Source organism: Lentihominibacter sp. (assembly GCF_046951855.1).
Classification (GTDB): Bacteria; Bacillota; Clostridia; order Peptostreptococcales; family Anaerovoracaceae; genus Lentihominibacter; species Lentihominibacter hominis.
This window is the reverse complement of sequence record NZ_JBKTXS010000038.1, coordinates 1-15360: the sequence shown is the minus strand read 5'-3', so window position 1 is coordinate 15360 and position 15360 is coordinate 1. Positions and strand designations below refer to the sequence as shown.

Below are 15360 nucleotides of genomic sequence, written 5' to 3'. Positions count from 1 at the left end.
CAATATATCATTTGGAACAATAACCGCCGATACCATCAAAATCATCAACAGAAGCAACGGAAACAGAGTAGAAAAAATGCAGATAGGAAACGGAATACTAAAAGGCAGGGAAGTTCGAGAAGCACTTAATCTTCCATCAGCCAATTTTACAATAAATATTTCCGAAGATACTGTGACATTCACTTCCAATGGTTCAGGACATGGAGTGGGTATGAGCCAATATGGAGCAGATGGTATGGCAAAAAACGGATATACTTATAAGGATATCCTTTCTCATTATTACAGCGGAACTCAAGTATATTAAAACGGGCGCTATGTTATTGGTCTCACCAGCAACATAGCACCCGTTCTTATTTATCTGTAAATCTGTATTTTATCATTTACTGCTGTGACAACCGCATCCACATCCTGAATGTTCCTGCTCCTTTTTAGGTGAACAGCATCCGGCATCAGGACAGCCTACACATCTGGCACCTCTTTTCTTTGCCCTTATTATATAAGCTACCGCGCCGGCAACTATCAGCAGTATTATCAATCCGACAATGATATCAGTTATCATACAGATGCCCCCGTTCCTTTATTGTGCAACGAATATTCCACATCAAATTTCTGTCTCGATCTGCGAGAAATCACAACTACGATAGCCGCCATGATCAATACAGCAATCAATCCAGGTATAAATGCATTTCCAAGATGTCCTTCCGTAAAAAGCGTACCAAACTGATATACCAAGAATGCTACTGTATATCCTGTACCCAGCTGAAGACCTATAGCTCCCCACAGCCACTTAGCACTCTTCATTTCAGAATTCATCGCTCCTATAGCTGCGAAGCAAGGAGGTGTGAAAAGGTTAAACATCAGATATGCCAGAGCAGTTACTGTAGTAAGTCCCATTGTAACAGCTACTTCATTTGCTCCTCCTGTAAGAGCCAGCTCATCAGTATCAATAAATCTTGTGATGGAATAAACTACAGCTAGTGTGCCAACAACATTTTCTTTTGCTATAAAACCTGTAATTGCCGCTGCCGCCAACTGCCAAGCTCCGAATCCCAAAGGTACCAGCAGAACTGCAAACGGTGAGGCTATAGATGCCAGAATCGAAGTATCTGCTGCATCTTCACCCACAACCTGGAATTTCCAGTTAAAGGTCTGCATCAGTTGAACTACACAGTTACAAACCAATATAATAGTAGCAGCCTTGATTATGTACGCCTTAGCTCGCTCAAGCATTGAGAAGCAGGCTCTCTTAAGACTAGGAAGTTTGTAGCTCGGAAGTTCCATAATAAAGAATGATTTTCTATATTTATATCCCGTAATTCCTTTAATAAGTAATGCTCCTAAGAAAATAAGCAATATGCCCACAAAATACATCAAAGCATTAACCCATGAAGCGCCTGAGAAAAATGCTCCTGCAAACAACGCTATAACCGGAATCTTAGCTCCGCATGGAATAAATGTCGTAAGCATTGCAGTAGCTCTTCTTTCTCTCTCATCTCTGATAGTACGGCTTGCCATTATGCCCGGTATTCCGCAGCCTGTACCGATTATGATCGGAATTATAGACTTACCTGAAAGGCCTACACGCTTAAATATAGGATCCATTACTACACTTACTCGGGCCATATAACCACAATCTTCCAAGAGTGCAATAAGGAAATACATTACCATTACTAATGGCAGGAAGCCAACTACAGCACCTACGCCGCCAACGATACCATCCGCTAATATAGCCTGAAGAAGCGGAGAGCTGTTTTCAAGAAGACCTGAAACCCATCCCTGGAAAGTTTCAATCCATCCCACAAGCCAGTCAGCAATAAGCGGACCTACTTTTGACTGTGATATCCAAAATACTGCCCACATGACAGCCGCAAAGATCAGAATTCCTGCAACCTTATTTGTAAGTACAGAATCCACCTTGTCTTGCGAATTTCTTTCTTTTGTCAGAACTTTACGCGTTTCCACTTCCTTTACGATTTTATTTACAAAATCAAAACGCTTTCTGTCTTCCGCTTCAACTGCTTTTTTATCATGAAGATCTATATCAGCTTGAAGATAAGGAGCTTTCTGACCGTTTCCATTCAATTCAACAGCCGCATTTACAGCTTCCTTAAGGCCCGTTTTATCCGATGACGTTGAAACAGTTTTTATAATAGGGCAATTCAGTTTTTTAGATAAAGCTTCAGTATCAATTTTCGTATTTTGTTTTTCATTTATATCACTCTTATTAAGAGCAACTACTACAGGAATTCCAAGTTCCAGAAGCTGAGTCGTAAAGAATAAACTTCTGCTCAGATTCGTAGCATCAACTATATTAATTATAGCATCTGGATTCTCATCTCTCACATATCCGCTTGTAATACCTTCCTCAGGCGTAAACGGTGACATTGAATACGCTCCCGGTAAGTCCACTGCAATGATTTCTTCTACAAAATCATAGAACTCCTTTTTTATCGGACTCTCCTTTTTACCTATAGTAACCCCGGCCCAGTTACCAACGCGTTCATTTTCCCCCGTCAGTGCATTATACATTGTCGTCTTACCACTATTAGGGTTGCCGGCAAAAGCAATTCTCATAAAATATCCTCCTATTTCCTCTCATTATTAGTAAATATATAACAAATAAATAGTTACCTGAAGCTAACTGATGCCCATAAAAAATAGTGATTTAAATCACTATTTTATTAAAACTGCACTTGCTATGCCATTATCAATATTGTATCTTCCATCTTTAATGGAAACCGTACAGCCGCCTTTTAAATGAGATATCACAGTAACAGGCTCCCCGCTGTAACATCCCAGCGAGAAAAGGAATGCCTTTAACTCTTCATCGTCTGTTTCAATATCCTCTACAATATATGTTTCACCAACATTAGCATCATTTAAATTCATGACATTTCCCTCTGGCTTTCATTTTTATTATATGGATTAGTTAATATTTACTAACCTCATTAGCTATAACTTACCACTTGTATATTATTTTGTCAATATATTTTTAGTTATAACTTTATATCTTTAATAATTCTTTGCCTTTATCTGAAAATATCCCTTTTGATGAAAGCATACAGGGCATATTTCCGGAGCTTCTTTGCCTGTCAGTTCATGTCCACAATTGCCGCATATCCATAAAACGTCTTCATCACGCTTAAACACCTTATTCTGCTGTATGTTCTCCCTAAGCTGCTTATAACGATCCTCATGATGCTTTTCAATACCTGCCACGCCTTCCATTTGCTTCGCTATTTCCGTAAAGCCTTCTTCTCTGGCCACTTTGGCCATATCAGCATACATTTCACTCCATTCATAATGTTCACCTTCAGCTGCAGAAAGAAGATTCTCCTCAGTTGTTCCTATACCGGCAAAATGCTTATACCATAATTCCGCATGCTCCTTTTCATTTGCCGCAGTATCTTCAAATATTTTGCTGATCTGATGATATCCCTCTTCTTTAGCTTTTGAGGCAAAAAAAGTATATTTATTTCTTGCCTGTGACTCACCGGCAAAAGCTATAAGCAGATTATCATAAGTTTTACTTCCTTTTAAATCTTTCATAATATATCCTCCTCGATGTAATTTACGATTATCCTTATTATTTCCTGAAAAAAGAAATATATGCCATTTAAAAAATAAATATTATAGATAAAATATATAAAACAATATTCATATGTAAAATTTTAACATTGTTTGGTGTTTTCAATTTACGATGAGAAACCACATATTTCATCCGAAATTAAAATAAAAGAAAATTAAAAAGTGCTGTCCGGTTGACATCCGATCAGCACTGTAAATATTAATATTATATTATTCTTCTACTCTCATAATATTAGCTCCCAATGACCTAAGTTTTTCTACAAACTTTTCATAACCTCTATCTACATGATAGATCTGTGAAACTTCTGTAGTTCCTTCAGCTACAAGCCCTGTAAGTACTACCGCCGCCCCTGCTCTTAAATCTGTAGCGACAACCTGCGCTCCACTTAACTTCTTGTGACCCGGTATTATGGCACAATTACCATCTATTTTTATATTGGCCCCCATACGATTAAATTCTCCTACGTGCATAAATCTGTTTTCAAAAACAGTTTCTATAACAACGCTCGGGCCTTTCGCAACTGTCAGCAAAGCCATAAAAGGCGACTGCATATCAGTAGGAAATCCGGGATACGGAAGTGTTTTGACATCAGTAGAATTGATCTCTCCCATATCTCCTCTCACAAGGACACCATCTTCCATCTGCTCAATATAAACGCCACACTCTCTAAGTTTTGCGATCACAGCTTTGAGATGATCAGGTACTACATTCCTGATCAGGACATTACCCTTTGTCATAGCCGCACCCACCATAAATGTGCCTGCTTCTATTCTATCAGGTATAACATAATGACAGACACCTTTGAGAGATTCTACACCATCTATTTTTATGGTATCAGTCCCTGCACCTTTAATCCTTGCTCCCATTTTATTGAGGAAATTTGCCAAATCAACAATTTCCGGTTCCTGAGCTGCATTTTCCAAAACAGTAGTACCTTCAGCCAAGGCTGCCGCCATTATTATAACTTCTGTAGCGCCTACGCTTGGAAAGTCCAGATATATGGTATTGCCTGTAAGTTTTTCAGCACTCGCATCCACAATTCCTCTTGTAAGCTGTTCTTCATCTATTTTTACTCCCAAAGCCTTCAGCCCTTTCAAATGAAGTTCAACAGGTCTTTTGCCTATAGCACATCCTCCCGGAAGATGTATTACAGCTCTTCCCGTTCTTATAAGAAGTGCTCCGAGCACCAGTATTGAAGCTCTCATCATCTTTACAAGATCAAAGGGTGCTTCATAAGATATCTGCCCCCTTGCTTCTATGGAAACCTTATTTTCATCAAGTCTTTTATCTACAGCTGCACCCATGCTTTCCAGAAGTCTGCACATAACATCTACATCCCGAAGAGCCGGCACATCTTTTATTTCACATTTTTCTTCCGTCAAAAGCGTAGCAGCCATAATTGGAAGGACAGCATTCTTTGCCCCACTTATAGTCACTTCTCCTCGCAACGGAGCGCTTTTTTGAACCAGGAATTTTGCCACTTTTTTCCTCCGTAAAATTCACTTCGCAATCAGTATATTATACTGTCTTTCTTATACTATTTCAAGGATTACATATGATAAGGAAGAGGTTTACAGGTTTTACACATAAGGGGAGCAAAACGTATTAACAAAACCTCTTCCTTAATATTTATTGTTGCCAAACATATTGTTTTAACGCAAAAAAAGGACAATTAAATTGCTCCTTTTTTCGTGTGTTTTTTATAAATTCTGCAGCTCCTTTATGCATTTACTGCATACATTTTTTCCCTTTATTTGTTTTATGCCATCGGAACTCCCACAGAAAACGCAGGCCGGCTGATATTTCTTAAGCATGATGGATTCTCCGTCAACGTATATTTCAAGAGGATCTTTTATTTCTATGTTTAAAGTTCTCCTAAGCTCTATAGGTAATACGATCCTGCCCAATTCATCAACTTTTCTTACAATTCCTATTGCTTTCATGACTAACTCCTTTCAATCAATACCCTGAACTTTTGAAACCGCCTATACAAAACTATTTTTACTTATCAGAAGCATTCTTAATGGCTAAGATCGCTTTTACTATCGCAGTTATCATTGATATTACACTTTGTTTTTCATTTACCGTATCTGTTATGTCTGAAACAGTATCCGATACATTACTTATAATGTCATCGACATCCTTACTCCTCTTTGCTGCCAAATCAGTTATAACCTCTACATCTTTGAGTACTTCACTGGTATGCTCAAGCGTTACCGCCAGACGCTTTAAACAGCGTATTAGATATACTGTCAGCACTATGACTGCAACACATATAATTATCAATAACAACATCTTCAAATCAATCGTTATATTCATAGGCAAGTCCTCCCATACTTATTATATTATCACATAAAATGGAAATCTCTTCAACATATTTTTCGTTTTACCGAATATTTTTAGTAGAGGTGTATATTATGATGAATCGTATATGGGGCTTTATGCTCCTCATAGGTGTCGTTTTCTCCATTATTAACGGTAAAACTGCAGAATTCACAGACGGCTTAATGAGCAGTTGTACACAGGCCGTTCAGTTTATAATATCTCTGGCTGGTATAATGGCAGTATGGAGCGGTCTTATGAAGATCGCTGAAGTGTCCGGTCTCATAGAAAAAGTATCCAATGCTGTGAAACCTTTGATATCATTTCTCTTCCCATACGAAAAAAACGATAAAACCATCGCCATGATGATAATGAGTTTTATGGCTAATATATTTGGAGCCGGAAACAGTGCCACCATATTCTCACTAAAAGCTATGGAACTTTTGGATAAAGAAAACCCCCATCCCTCCTATGCAAGTGATGCCATGTGCATGTTTATGGCGCTCAGCATGTCAATGATACAGCTTGTTCCTATAACAGTCATAAAAATACGAAGTGATCTCGGTTCCTCCGCTCCTGAGGATATAATTCTCCCATCCATAATTGCCGGTTTGATTTCCATGATTATTTCAGTATTAGTATGTAAGATCTTCGAAAGGAAGAATAAAAATGTCTAACCTTCTAAGTATTTTTTCCGTAATGTTTCTCCCTATACTCATAACCATAATAATTTTATACGGTATAAAGAAAAAAACAGATATCTACGATGTATTTATTGAAGGAGCTAAGGAAGGCCTTCATACATGTATAGACATACTTCCCTTCATCATCGGTATCTTTATAGGAATCGAAGCACTGACATCATCCGGAGCCATGGACTTCATAGAAAAAGCAGCAGCACCTGTCTTCAATTTTTTTGCTATCCCCGAAGAACTTATTTCTCTCATATTTTTAAGGCCTGTCTCTGGAAGCGGCTCTCTTGTAGTCGCAGAAAGAATAATGGAAATCTCGGGACCTGATTCTCTTGTCGGCCGCGCGGCTTCTGTCATGGTAGGAAGTTGTGAAACTATATTCTATGTTCTGGCACTGTATTTTGGAGTCACATCAGTAAAAAAAATGAGGCACTCTTTCACAGCAGGTCTCATAGGTTATATTGCGGGAATTTTTGCGTCAGTATATATATGCAAAATTTTATAACAAAATTTCATCGGATCCGCTCATATATTTTCATTATTTCATCACTGTAACTCCTCCCAGATCCATAGATACACAGATCCTTCATTATTTTAAGCTCGCGACCACCCCCTGCTCTGCAATGTACAAGTACAATATTAGGAGGCTGTCCTTGTCTGGGAACTACAAACCTAATATTTTTAGGCTCTATACGATTCTTTCTGCAATAATAAAAAATATCCACAAGCCGTGAAGGTCTGTGTACCATGAAAAAATCACCGCTTCCATTTAACATATCAGAAGCAGCTTTTATAAAATCTCCTATATCGGCAACGGTCTCATGCCTTGCAATAAACTTACTTTCATTGCCCGAAGGAATTCCCCCTCCTTTCGGAAAATAAGGAGGATTACAAGTAACCATATCTATATCTTTATCAAAATATATGCTTTTATCAAGTTTTGAAATATCCGCTTGAAAAAACTCGACACGTGACTGCAGTTTATTTAATTCGCAGCTTCTTTCCGCCATCTGAACAGAAGACTTTTGCAGCTCCACGCCTATAAACTTAGCATCTTTATTTTTATGACTCAAAATAAACGGTATGATTCCATTACCCGTTCCCAGATCCGCTGCCATTTTGAATCTGCTGCAGATATTATATGCAAAATCAGCAAGTATGACAGCATCTACCCCGTAACAGAAGCCTTTCGGATCCTGTATAAGCTTTAGATCCCCAAATCCTATATTTTCTACTCTCTCCATATTCATCAAGATATTAATCCTTCATCAGCTCTTTGATTTCTTTCAGCACATCATCCTCCAGATTGGCTAGCTCATCCTCTCTTTTTCTGTTATTTTTCTTTCCAAATCTCTTTATATCATCCTTTTTATAATTATAAATTTCTGCACTGAGCTTTTCTTCAGAATCCTTATCCTTAGATCCTTCTTCTACTATAAGTCTTGTCTTCACAACATTTTCAAGTATATTAACGTCTGTTACCACAGCCATCCCATCCGGCGTCTTAATCCTTTCACCTACAGAAGGCATTCCCTTTTTCAGATGTGTATATACTTCATTCTCAAACTTCAAACAGCACATCAGCCTTCCGCAAATACCTGATATCTTAGAAGGATTAAGCGATAAATTCTGAACCTTCGCCATCTTTATAGATACCGGCTCAAAATCAGAAAGCCACGTATTACAACAAAGACCTCTTCCGCAATTTCCGACACCGCCCAGCATCTTTGCCTCATCCCTGACTCCGATTTGCCTTAATTCTATCCTCATTCTAAAAATTGCAGCCAGATCTTTCACAAGCTCTCTAAAATCCACTCTTCCATCAGCAGTGAAATAAAAAATCACTTTACTATTATCAAAAGTATATTCCACATCTATGAGTTTCATTTCAAGCTTATGATCATCTACCTTTTGCTGACAGAGCCTCAGAGCCTCACTTTTTTTTGCAAGATTTTCCTCATGCCGTTTTTTATCTTTTTCATCAGCTATTCTTATTATATTTTTAAGAGGAGCCACCAGATCTTGTTCCTTTACTTCCGTCTCTCCCATGGTAACAGTTCCGAACTCCAAACCTCTTGCTGTCTCAACAATAACATTATCACCTACACCGACTTTAAATTCTCCTGGGCTGAAATAATAGAGTTTCCCTGCTTCCTTAAACTTTATACCTACTACCTTTGTCATCATCTATCCTCCGATTTTTATCAGCAAATTCTTCATTGCATAAGATTGAGAAACGCCTTCTTTAATCTGTCTTCTTGCATTCTCTGCGGCATATATATTTCTTTTAAGATCCTCATCCTTATAAAGAGATATCCCTTTGTTTTTCTTTATAAGCATATTTCTGAAAACTACTTGAAGGCTGTCTAAAAATCCCGCCACTTCATCACTGTTTCCAAGAATATCATCAATTTCCTGCTTTAATTTATAAAAAGGTTCTCGGTTCAATGCCATATCAGACACCTTCTCCGCCTTTTCTATCATAAAATCATATCCTTCACTGCCAAAATAATTTATTCTATATTTCACACATCTGGATTTTATTGTCTGCACGAGATTTTCCATATTTTCTGACAAAAGCATAATTACAGAGCTACCCGGCGGCTCTTCCAACGTTTTCAAAAGTCTGTTTTGAGCACGCAACGTCATAGTATCGCTGTTTTCTATTATCACAATATGACGATCACCAAATGGCTTGTTTTTAAGACTTTCCTGCATCTTTACAATATCTGCATCTTTAATAGATCCACCTGATGCTTTAATATATATTATATCTTCGTGATTACCGTGATCTACTTTGCGGCATATACCGCAAGAATTACAGTTATCCCCTGTATTTACAGGACACAGAATCCCTTTTACAAAACTCTCGACAAATGACCTTTTATCTATACAACCGATCCCTTCGAAGATATAAGCGTGAGATATCTTATCCGTCTCTATGATATGATCCAGTCTGGCTATTAAATTCTGATTTTCATCTCGCTCTTTAAAATACATTCTACAATCACCTATCATTTCTCAAAAGATATTCTATATGGGATGTTATAGTCTTTTCAATATCTTCTATAGTCTGGGAAGCATCTATTCCAATAATTCTGCCGGGGAAATCCTTTTCCAAAATCTCATATCCCTCATAAACTCTTTTATAAAAATCTTCATTTTCCATCTCTATCCTATCACGTTCCCTGTCTTTTATCCGTCCGCTTCCTACATCAGGCTTTACTCTCATCAGAAAAGTCATATCTGGCATATATCCATTCACCGCATATCCGTTTATAACATTAATACATTTTCCGAGTTTTCTTCCATATCCCTGATAAGCAACACTTGAATCAACAAACCTATCACATATCACAATCTTTCCTGCTTCTATTGCAGGGCCTATAATCTGCTCTACATGCTGAGCACGAGATGCAGCATAAAGCAAAGCTTCCGTCATATATGTCATTTTCTCATTAGATGTATCCAGAATTATATCCCTTATTTTTTCGCCTATTTTAGTGCCACCGGGTTCTCTGGTTAACACAACCTGATAACCTTTATTGAAAAAAAACGTCTCAAGTTTTTTTATCTGTGTGGACTTTCCCGATCCATCCACTCCCTCAAAAGATATGAAATAACCTTTTTTCATCGCTGCTTTTCTCTGACTTTCTTTTTATTTTTTCTTTCTTTTCTTCGCTTTCTCTTACTTAACTGCTTTTCCGGACGATCCTCGTTCCTATCCACAGCTTCTTTTCGCTCCTGCTTTTTCTTGTAATAAGGAGTCTCCTTTTTGTATCGCTCTGTTTCCTGCGCTTCTCTGTTTTTATACTGCTCTCTCACATATTGCTTATTTTCATTCCTTCTGCTTTCACCAGATCCGGCAATTGAACTTCCCCGTCTTTCAGAGCTTTTCTTTTCACTTTTCCTCTCATTCTGAGGATCCTTAGAAGACGTCTTCAGTTTCTCGTTAAGATTATTAATAAAATACATCATTAATACTGCTAAAGGTATTACTATGACTAATACAAATACAAACTTTATGAAACCCATAAACCTCTATCCTCTTATATAATATCATTGCATCAAGTTTTCCAGCTAAATTTTTTTGTTTTAAGCGTTTACACCAATAACGTTTATTATAACTTACCATCTGTTAAAAATCAAGAAATCAGCCATTCTCTGAGATTCCAAAGAATATAAAAAACGAGGAAAGAAATATCCTCTTTCCTCGTTACGTTTTTCAGGAAATCAAATCAAATTCTATAATAACTTTAAACAGGTCTCCATCTATATATATTTCAAAACTGCCTCCCTGAAGTTCCACAAGATTTCTGGCTATGGAAAGCCCAAGCCCACTCCCCTCCGTATGCCTGGAGCTATCACCCCTTACAAACCTTTCCGTCAATTCTTCTCCTGAAATATTAAGCTCATATTTAGAAGTGTTTTTATACGTTATGACAGCCTTTCCCGCCTTCTTTTCAAGGGTCTGATATACTCTTGTTCCCGGCTGAGAATATTTGCATATATTATTTAGCAAATTGTCAAACACTCTCCACATACTACGTCCATCAGCCATTATAGATATATTTTCTTCAGGCAGCCTCATAATCATTTCCAGACGTTCTTTTTCAGCTTTCTCTTTATATTCCCCCATAACCTGCATCATCATTACTCCTGCATCGCAGGGAAGAAGCTCTATATTCACATTGCCTGTAGCCGCCTTAGAAGCTTCCACGAGATCTTCAGTCAGTTTCTTCAAACGCTGAGACTGCCTATCCAGCACATCTATATATTCCTTTGCCTTTTCATTGTCTATATCTTCTTTTTTCAAAAAATCAACATAATTAATTATAGAAGTGATAGGAGTTTTAATATCATGGGATACATTAGTTATAAGCTCTGTTTTGAACCTCTCACTCTTTAACCTTTCCTCTACTACAGTCGACATTCCATTACTTATATCATTTAAACTTTCCGCATACTTTTCAAGATCAAAAAACAAACCCTTCTTATCAACTTTATAACCCATATCTCCTTCAGCCAGATGCCTTGCTCCATCTTGAAGCCTTTTCATACACAAAGATATATATATTATCAGAGCTGCTGTAATTATCGCCCCAATAAACCAGATAAACAGAACTCCTCCCGAGCCATAACTGTTTATAGCCTGAATCATCATTATAAAATTTATCATAATTCCAGCCAAAACTGCCAAACCTGTTTTCCATACAAGACTAACATGTCCAAAGGTCTTCGCCACAATCAATATTATTTTTTTTAGCATCCTTAAAAGTTTAAAAATTACCGTATTTCTCCACCATCCGCCAGCTTTCACCTGTACAGCAAATACCAGCATATAACATGTAACTATAATAGATATTGCAACGGTAACAGCGCAAATCGCCGCGATCAGCTCTTCATAGTTAAAAAATGAAATTTCCGAATCAAAAGATATCATCATGATAAAAATCATGGGCAATGTCAATACCACTGTTAAAAAATCCATCGGAATTTTATTTATAAATGAACGCTTTTCTCTGTCCCTGCCTGCAGCGCACATAAGAATTATAAATAACACAACTGAAAATATCGTTCCTATTATCGATGCCGCCATCGCCACAGTTCTATAGCCGTATACAGCTTTGAATAAACCATATATGTAATCAATCTCATCAGGAACACCTCCGTTTTCAAGATCCCCCAAATATATCTCTATATAAATTCCCTCACTGTGCCATATACTGTCTGTAAATACGCCGTCCTGTTCACCAAGCTGTGGATTGAGCTCTCTTAGAATTTCAGGCTGTGCATCATCCTTTTCTTCATCTATCATATACATAGTATAGCCAAACTGAGTAGATGAGCTCTCACCCTTTACAAGTTCCTCATCATTTATAAACAAATTATACTCCCCAGTACTTACTGACTCTGTCAAATCACTGTCGCCTTCAGTATAAGTCTCATAATACACAATATCGTTCATACGGTAGGAAATCAGGCTGGATATATCAGAATATATATCCTGCTTAACACTTTCTTTATTTTTATAGTACCAATGATTCGATATATTCGTAATAACCACTATACTTGATAGCACAGTTACTGTAATAAAAACGATCATCAAAATATACAATATCGCTCTGATCACAAAACTCTTATTTAACTTATCCATTCTTCACCTCATTCAATCTTATATCCCTGTCCCCAAACGACTTTAATATGACGAGGCTGATCTGGATTGATCTCCAGTTTCTCGCGTATATGACGTATATGTACAGCAACAGTGCCTTCAGCGCCAAATGAATCTTCTTCCCAAACAGCTCTGTAAATTTCCTTGGGAGCGAAAACCTTTCCTCTGTTTTCCATAAGAAGCCTTAAAATTCCATATTCCTTGGGTGTAAGTCTCACAGCGTTTCCCATGAACACAACTTCTTTAGATTCATCATCAAGCTCTATATCACCGATTTTAAGCGTACTTTTTTTCATTGGAGCAGCTCCCAATTCCATATATCTTCGTAACTGTGATTTCACCCTAGCAAGAAGCTCCACAGGATTAAAAGGTTTAGTAACATAATCATCAGCTCCTATATTAAGCCCTAATATCTTATCAGTGTCCTCCCCTTTAGCAGTAAGAAATATAACAGGCATATTACAATCCTTTCTCAGCGTAGTAAGAACCTGTATGCCATCTATCTCAGGCATCATTATATCAAGAAGAACCAAGTGAATATCATTCTCTTCTATTATCGCAAGAGCTTCTCTTCCATCATAAGCTTCATAAAGATTATAATCATTCCCCGACAAGTAAATTTTGAGAGCAGCTACAATATCTTTTTCATCATCACATATTAATATGTTATACATCATCTCAACCTCCACTATTATTATGCCACGAAATCCATTGAGAAAAAATATGTAAAACTATTAAGAATTTATTAAATCAGCGACTATTTAATAGGTAAAATCGAAAAAATATAAATAGTATTGCAAAACAATCCTAAATAGAGTAAAATTTCTGATATTAACAATATAGAAAGGGTATGCCAATTATGAACATCAAAAAAATATTTGTTGTAGGCGCAGGTTTCATGGGTTCCGGTATCGTAGAAAATACCGCTGTAAAAGGACTTAATGTAACTGCATACGATATTTCACAATCTCAGCTTGAAAAAAGCATGAAAACAATCGACAAAAATCTAAAAAAAGCCGTCGAAAAAGGAAAAATGAACGAATCCGAAAAAAAGAATGCTCTCTCACGGATATCCTGTACCACTCATATTTCTGACTGTAAAGATTCTGACGTTATTATTGAAGCAGTAGCCGAAAACAAAGAGATAAAGACAAATATAATGAAAAAACTGGAATCTTACGCAAAAAAAGATGCTATAATAGCCAGTAATACTTCATCTATATCTATAACTGCTCTGGGCAATATATTTAAAAACCCTGAAAGATTTGTAGGTATGCATTTCTTCAGTCCTGTCCCAAAAATGCCACTCATGGAAATAGTAAGAGGCTATCAAACAAGTGATCAAGCTCTTTCAAAAGCAAAAATTTTAGGAGAATTCATGGGAAAATCCTGTATTATCGCCCATGATGAACCCGGATTCATTGTCAACCGAATGTTGATACCGATGCTTAACGAAGCATGTATACTTGTAGAAAGAAAAATAGGAACAATAGAAGAAATAGACAGAGGTGTGAAACTCGGGCTCCATCATCCCATGGGACCTCTCGAACTCATGGATATGATAGGAATAGATGTAGAATTAGCAGTAATGCAGGTACTTCATGAAGAGATAGGCGATCCAAAATACAGACCTGCAGTATCGCTCAGAAGAATGGTAGACTCAGGCTTTCTCGGAAGAAAAACAGGTATAGGTTTTTATATATATCACGAAGATGGAACAAAAACACCTAACACATATCTCCTCAGATAATAATTTAAAAGCGCTCTTCTATAAGAGCGCTTTTAATATTTATTTTCTTAGAAATTCTTCAACTGCATAATTAAATTCTTTACAGTTTTTTTGAGCAATAAAATGATTTCCCTTAATAAATATAAGCTGAGCCCCGGGAATACTGTCAGCAATAAGTCGGGTATGTTTGCTTTTTATTAAATCTTTTGTTCCAGCCATGACAAGTACAGGCATTGAAAGTTTTTTTAACTCATCAGAGGAAATGTACGGCTCATCTATCATAAGTTTCAGCATCTCAGCCTTTAACATTGCCATTGTATTTCTTGAAGAAAACATTTTAGCAACTTTATATCCTATCTTAATAGGAATCTGGATCCTACATTTTACTCCTGAAGGAACTAAATCAGCACCATTAATAATTAATTTTTCAACCATATAAGAATATTTAAGCGCAAAACACAAAGCGATATTCCCTCCGTCAGAAAATCCTAATATATGAGCTTTTTTGATTTTATGAACATTCATAAAAAAATACAGATCCTCCGCAAATTGCCGAATAGTAAAAGGAGCTATTCCTCTATCGGATTTCCCATGACCTCTCGTATCTAACGCAATCACTTTATAATCTTTTGAAAAATATTCAATCTGATGAGAAAAATATTCACAAGAGCCTCCATTTCCGTGTAATAAAATAATAGGAAAACCTTCACCTCGCTCCTCATAATGTAACGATATATTCATTGTCATCCCCTTTATTATACATAAAGAAAAACAGCTTGTTATTCAAGCTGTTTTTTTATAAGCGGCAACGTCCTACTTTCCCAGGCGGTCTCCCGCCAAGTATCATCAGCGC

Annotated in this window: 19 protein-coding genes; 4 read left to right on the top strand and 15 right to left on the bottom strand. The window is 37.0% G+C overall.

All coding sequences use genetic code 11. The features are described 5' to 3' along the window. Nucleotides 1–304 (top strand): SpoIID/LytB domain-containing protein (locus ACLR96_RS09085; protein WP_412265691.1); only part of this gene is annotated, 304 nt, incomplete at its 5' end. 72 nt (nucleotides 305–376) lie between these two features. Here the strand turns inward: ACLR96_RS09085 and ACLR96_RS09080 are convergent. The 7 genes from ACLR96_RS09080 to ACLR96_RS09050 form a co-directional block, all read right to left on the bottom strand. Further along, nucleotides 377–559 (bottom strand): FeoB-associated Cys-rich membrane protein, encoded by a 183-nt coding sequence (locus tag ACLR96_RS09080; RefSeq protein ID WP_207722976.1) that lies wholly within the window; start codon nucleotides 557–559, stop codon nucleotides 377–379. Further along, nucleotides 556–2574 carry a FeoB small GTPase domain-containing protein gene (feoB, locus tag ACLR96_RS09075; protein ID WP_177268559.1) on the bottom strand — a complete coding sequence of 673 codons (2019 nt, stop codon included), beginning with the start codon at nucleotides 2572–2574 and terminating at the stop codon, nucleotides 556–558. Before feoB ends, ACLR96_RS09080 begins: the two co-directional genes overlap by 4 nt. 99 nt (nucleotides 2575–2673) lie before the next feature. Beyond that, nucleotides 2674–2889, bottom strand: coding sequence for a FeoA family protein (locus tag ACLR96_RS09070; RefSeq protein WP_177268561.1), 216 nt, complete (start codon nucleotides 2887–2889; stop codon nucleotides 2674–2676). Between the two features lie 123 nt (nucleotides 2890–3012). Then, on the bottom strand, nucleotides 3013–3549 hold the full coding sequence (gene rbr / locus ACLR96_RS09065) for a rubrerythrin (RefSeq protein ID WP_177268563.1): 537 nt from the start codon (nucleotides 3547–3549) through the stop codon (nucleotides 3013–3015). A gap of 249 nt (nucleotides 3550–3798) precedes the next feature. Then, entirely contained in the window at nucleotides 3799–5070 is a 1272-nt protein-coding gene (murA, locus tag ACLR96_RS09060) for a UDP-N-acetylglucosamine 1-carboxyvinyltransferase (RefSeq protein WP_177268565.1), read from the bottom strand. 219 nt (nucleotides 5071–5289) lie between these two features. Next, nucleotides 5290–5532, bottom strand: coding sequence for an AbrB/MazE/SpoVT family DNA-binding domain-containing protein (locus tag ACLR96_RS09055; protein WP_177268567.1), 243 nt, complete (start codon nucleotides 5530–5532; stop codon nucleotides 5290–5292). Between the two features lie 58 nt (nucleotides 5533–5590). Further along, nucleotides 5591–5908: a DUF948 domain-containing protein gene (locus ACLR96_RS09050; protein WP_177268569.1), complete on the bottom strand. Its 318-nt coding sequence runs from the start codon at nucleotides 5906–5908 to the stop codon at nucleotides 5591–5593. A 98-nt stretch (nucleotides 5909–6006) separates the two neighbouring features. On the opposite strand from ACLR96_RS09050, the gene ACLR96_RS09045 reads away from it, so the two are divergent. Further along, nucleotides 6007–6588 (top strand): nucleoside recognition domain-containing protein, encoded by a 582-nt coding sequence (locus ACLR96_RS09045; protein ID WP_177268571.1) that lies wholly within the window; start codon nucleotides 6007–6009, stop codon nucleotides 6586–6588. Next, a complete protein-coding gene (locus ACLR96_RS09040) occupies nucleotides 6581–7108 on the top strand; it encodes a nucleoside recognition domain-containing protein (RefSeq protein ID WP_177268573.1) in 528 nt (175 codons plus the stop codon). Before ACLR96_RS09045 ends, ACLR96_RS09040 begins: the two co-directional genes overlap by 8 nt. A 7-nt stretch (nucleotides 7109–7115) precedes the next feature. Here ACLR96_RS09040 and ACLR96_RS09035 read toward each other — a convergent pair whose 3' ends face one another. The 7 genes from ACLR96_RS09035 to ACLR96_RS09005 form a co-directional block, all read right to left on the bottom strand. Continuing rightward, complete coding sequence (locus tag ACLR96_RS09035; RefSeq protein ID WP_177268575.1) at nucleotides 7116–7853, bottom strand: methyltransferase domain-containing protein; 738 nt, start codon at nucleotides 7851–7853, stop codon at nucleotides 7116–7118. 7 nt (nucleotides 7854–7860) lie between these two features. After that, entirely contained in the window at nucleotides 7861–8787 is a 927-nt protein-coding gene (locus ACLR96_RS09030; RefSeq protein ID WP_177268603.1) for a PSP1 domain-containing protein, read from the bottom strand. 3 nt (nucleotides 8788–8790) lie between these two features. Then, on the bottom strand, nucleotides 8791–9603 hold the full coding sequence (locus ACLR96_RS09025) for a hypothetical protein (RefSeq protein ID WP_177268577.1): 813 nt from the start codon (nucleotides 9601–9603) through the stop codon (nucleotides 8791–8793). A 7-nt stretch (nucleotides 9604–9610) separates the two neighbouring features. After that, on the bottom strand, nucleotides 9611–10237 hold the full coding sequence (tmk, locus tag ACLR96_RS09020) for a dTMP kinase (protein ID WP_177268579.1): 627 nt from the start codon (nucleotides 10235–10237) through the stop codon (nucleotides 9611–9613). Beyond that, nucleotides 10234–10638, bottom strand: coding sequence for a hypothetical protein (locus tag ACLR96_RS09015; protein WP_177268581.1), 405 nt, complete (start codon nucleotides 10636–10638; stop codon nucleotides 10234–10236). Before ACLR96_RS09015 ends, tmk begins: the two co-directional genes overlap by 4 nt. 190 nt (nucleotides 10639–10828) lie before the next feature. After that, nucleotides 10829–12760 (bottom strand): histidine kinase dimerization/phospho-acceptor domain-containing protein, encoded by a 1932-nt coding sequence (locus tag ACLR96_RS09010; RefSeq protein WP_177268583.1) that lies wholly within the window; start codon nucleotides 12758–12760, stop codon nucleotides 10829–10831. 8 nt (nucleotides 12761–12768) lie between these two features. After that, nucleotides 12769–13452 carry a response regulator transcription factor gene (locus ACLR96_RS09005; protein WP_177268585.1) on the bottom strand — a complete coding sequence of 228 codons (684 nt, stop codon included), beginning with the start codon at nucleotides 13450–13452 and terminating at the stop codon, nucleotides 12769–12771. 185 nt (nucleotides 13453–13637) lie between these two features. Here ACLR96_RS09005 and ACLR96_RS09000 point away from each other — a divergent pair, with 185 nt between their 5' ends. Further along, nucleotides 13638–14528 carry a 3-hydroxyacyl-CoA dehydrogenase family protein gene (locus tag ACLR96_RS09000; RefSeq protein ID WP_177268587.1) on the top strand — a complete coding sequence of 297 codons (891 nt, stop codon included), beginning with the start codon at nucleotides 13638–13640 and terminating at the stop codon, nucleotides 14526–14528. Nucleotides 14529–14567: 39 nt separating this feature from the next. On the opposite strand, the gene ACLR96_RS08995 is transcribed toward ACLR96_RS09000, so the two are convergent. Continuing rightward, a complete protein-coding gene (locus ACLR96_RS08995; protein WP_412265681.1) occupies nucleotides 14568–15254 on the bottom strand; it encodes an alpha/beta fold hydrolase in 687 nt (228 codons plus the stop codon). Nucleotides 15255–15360 lie beyond the last annotated feature (106 nt).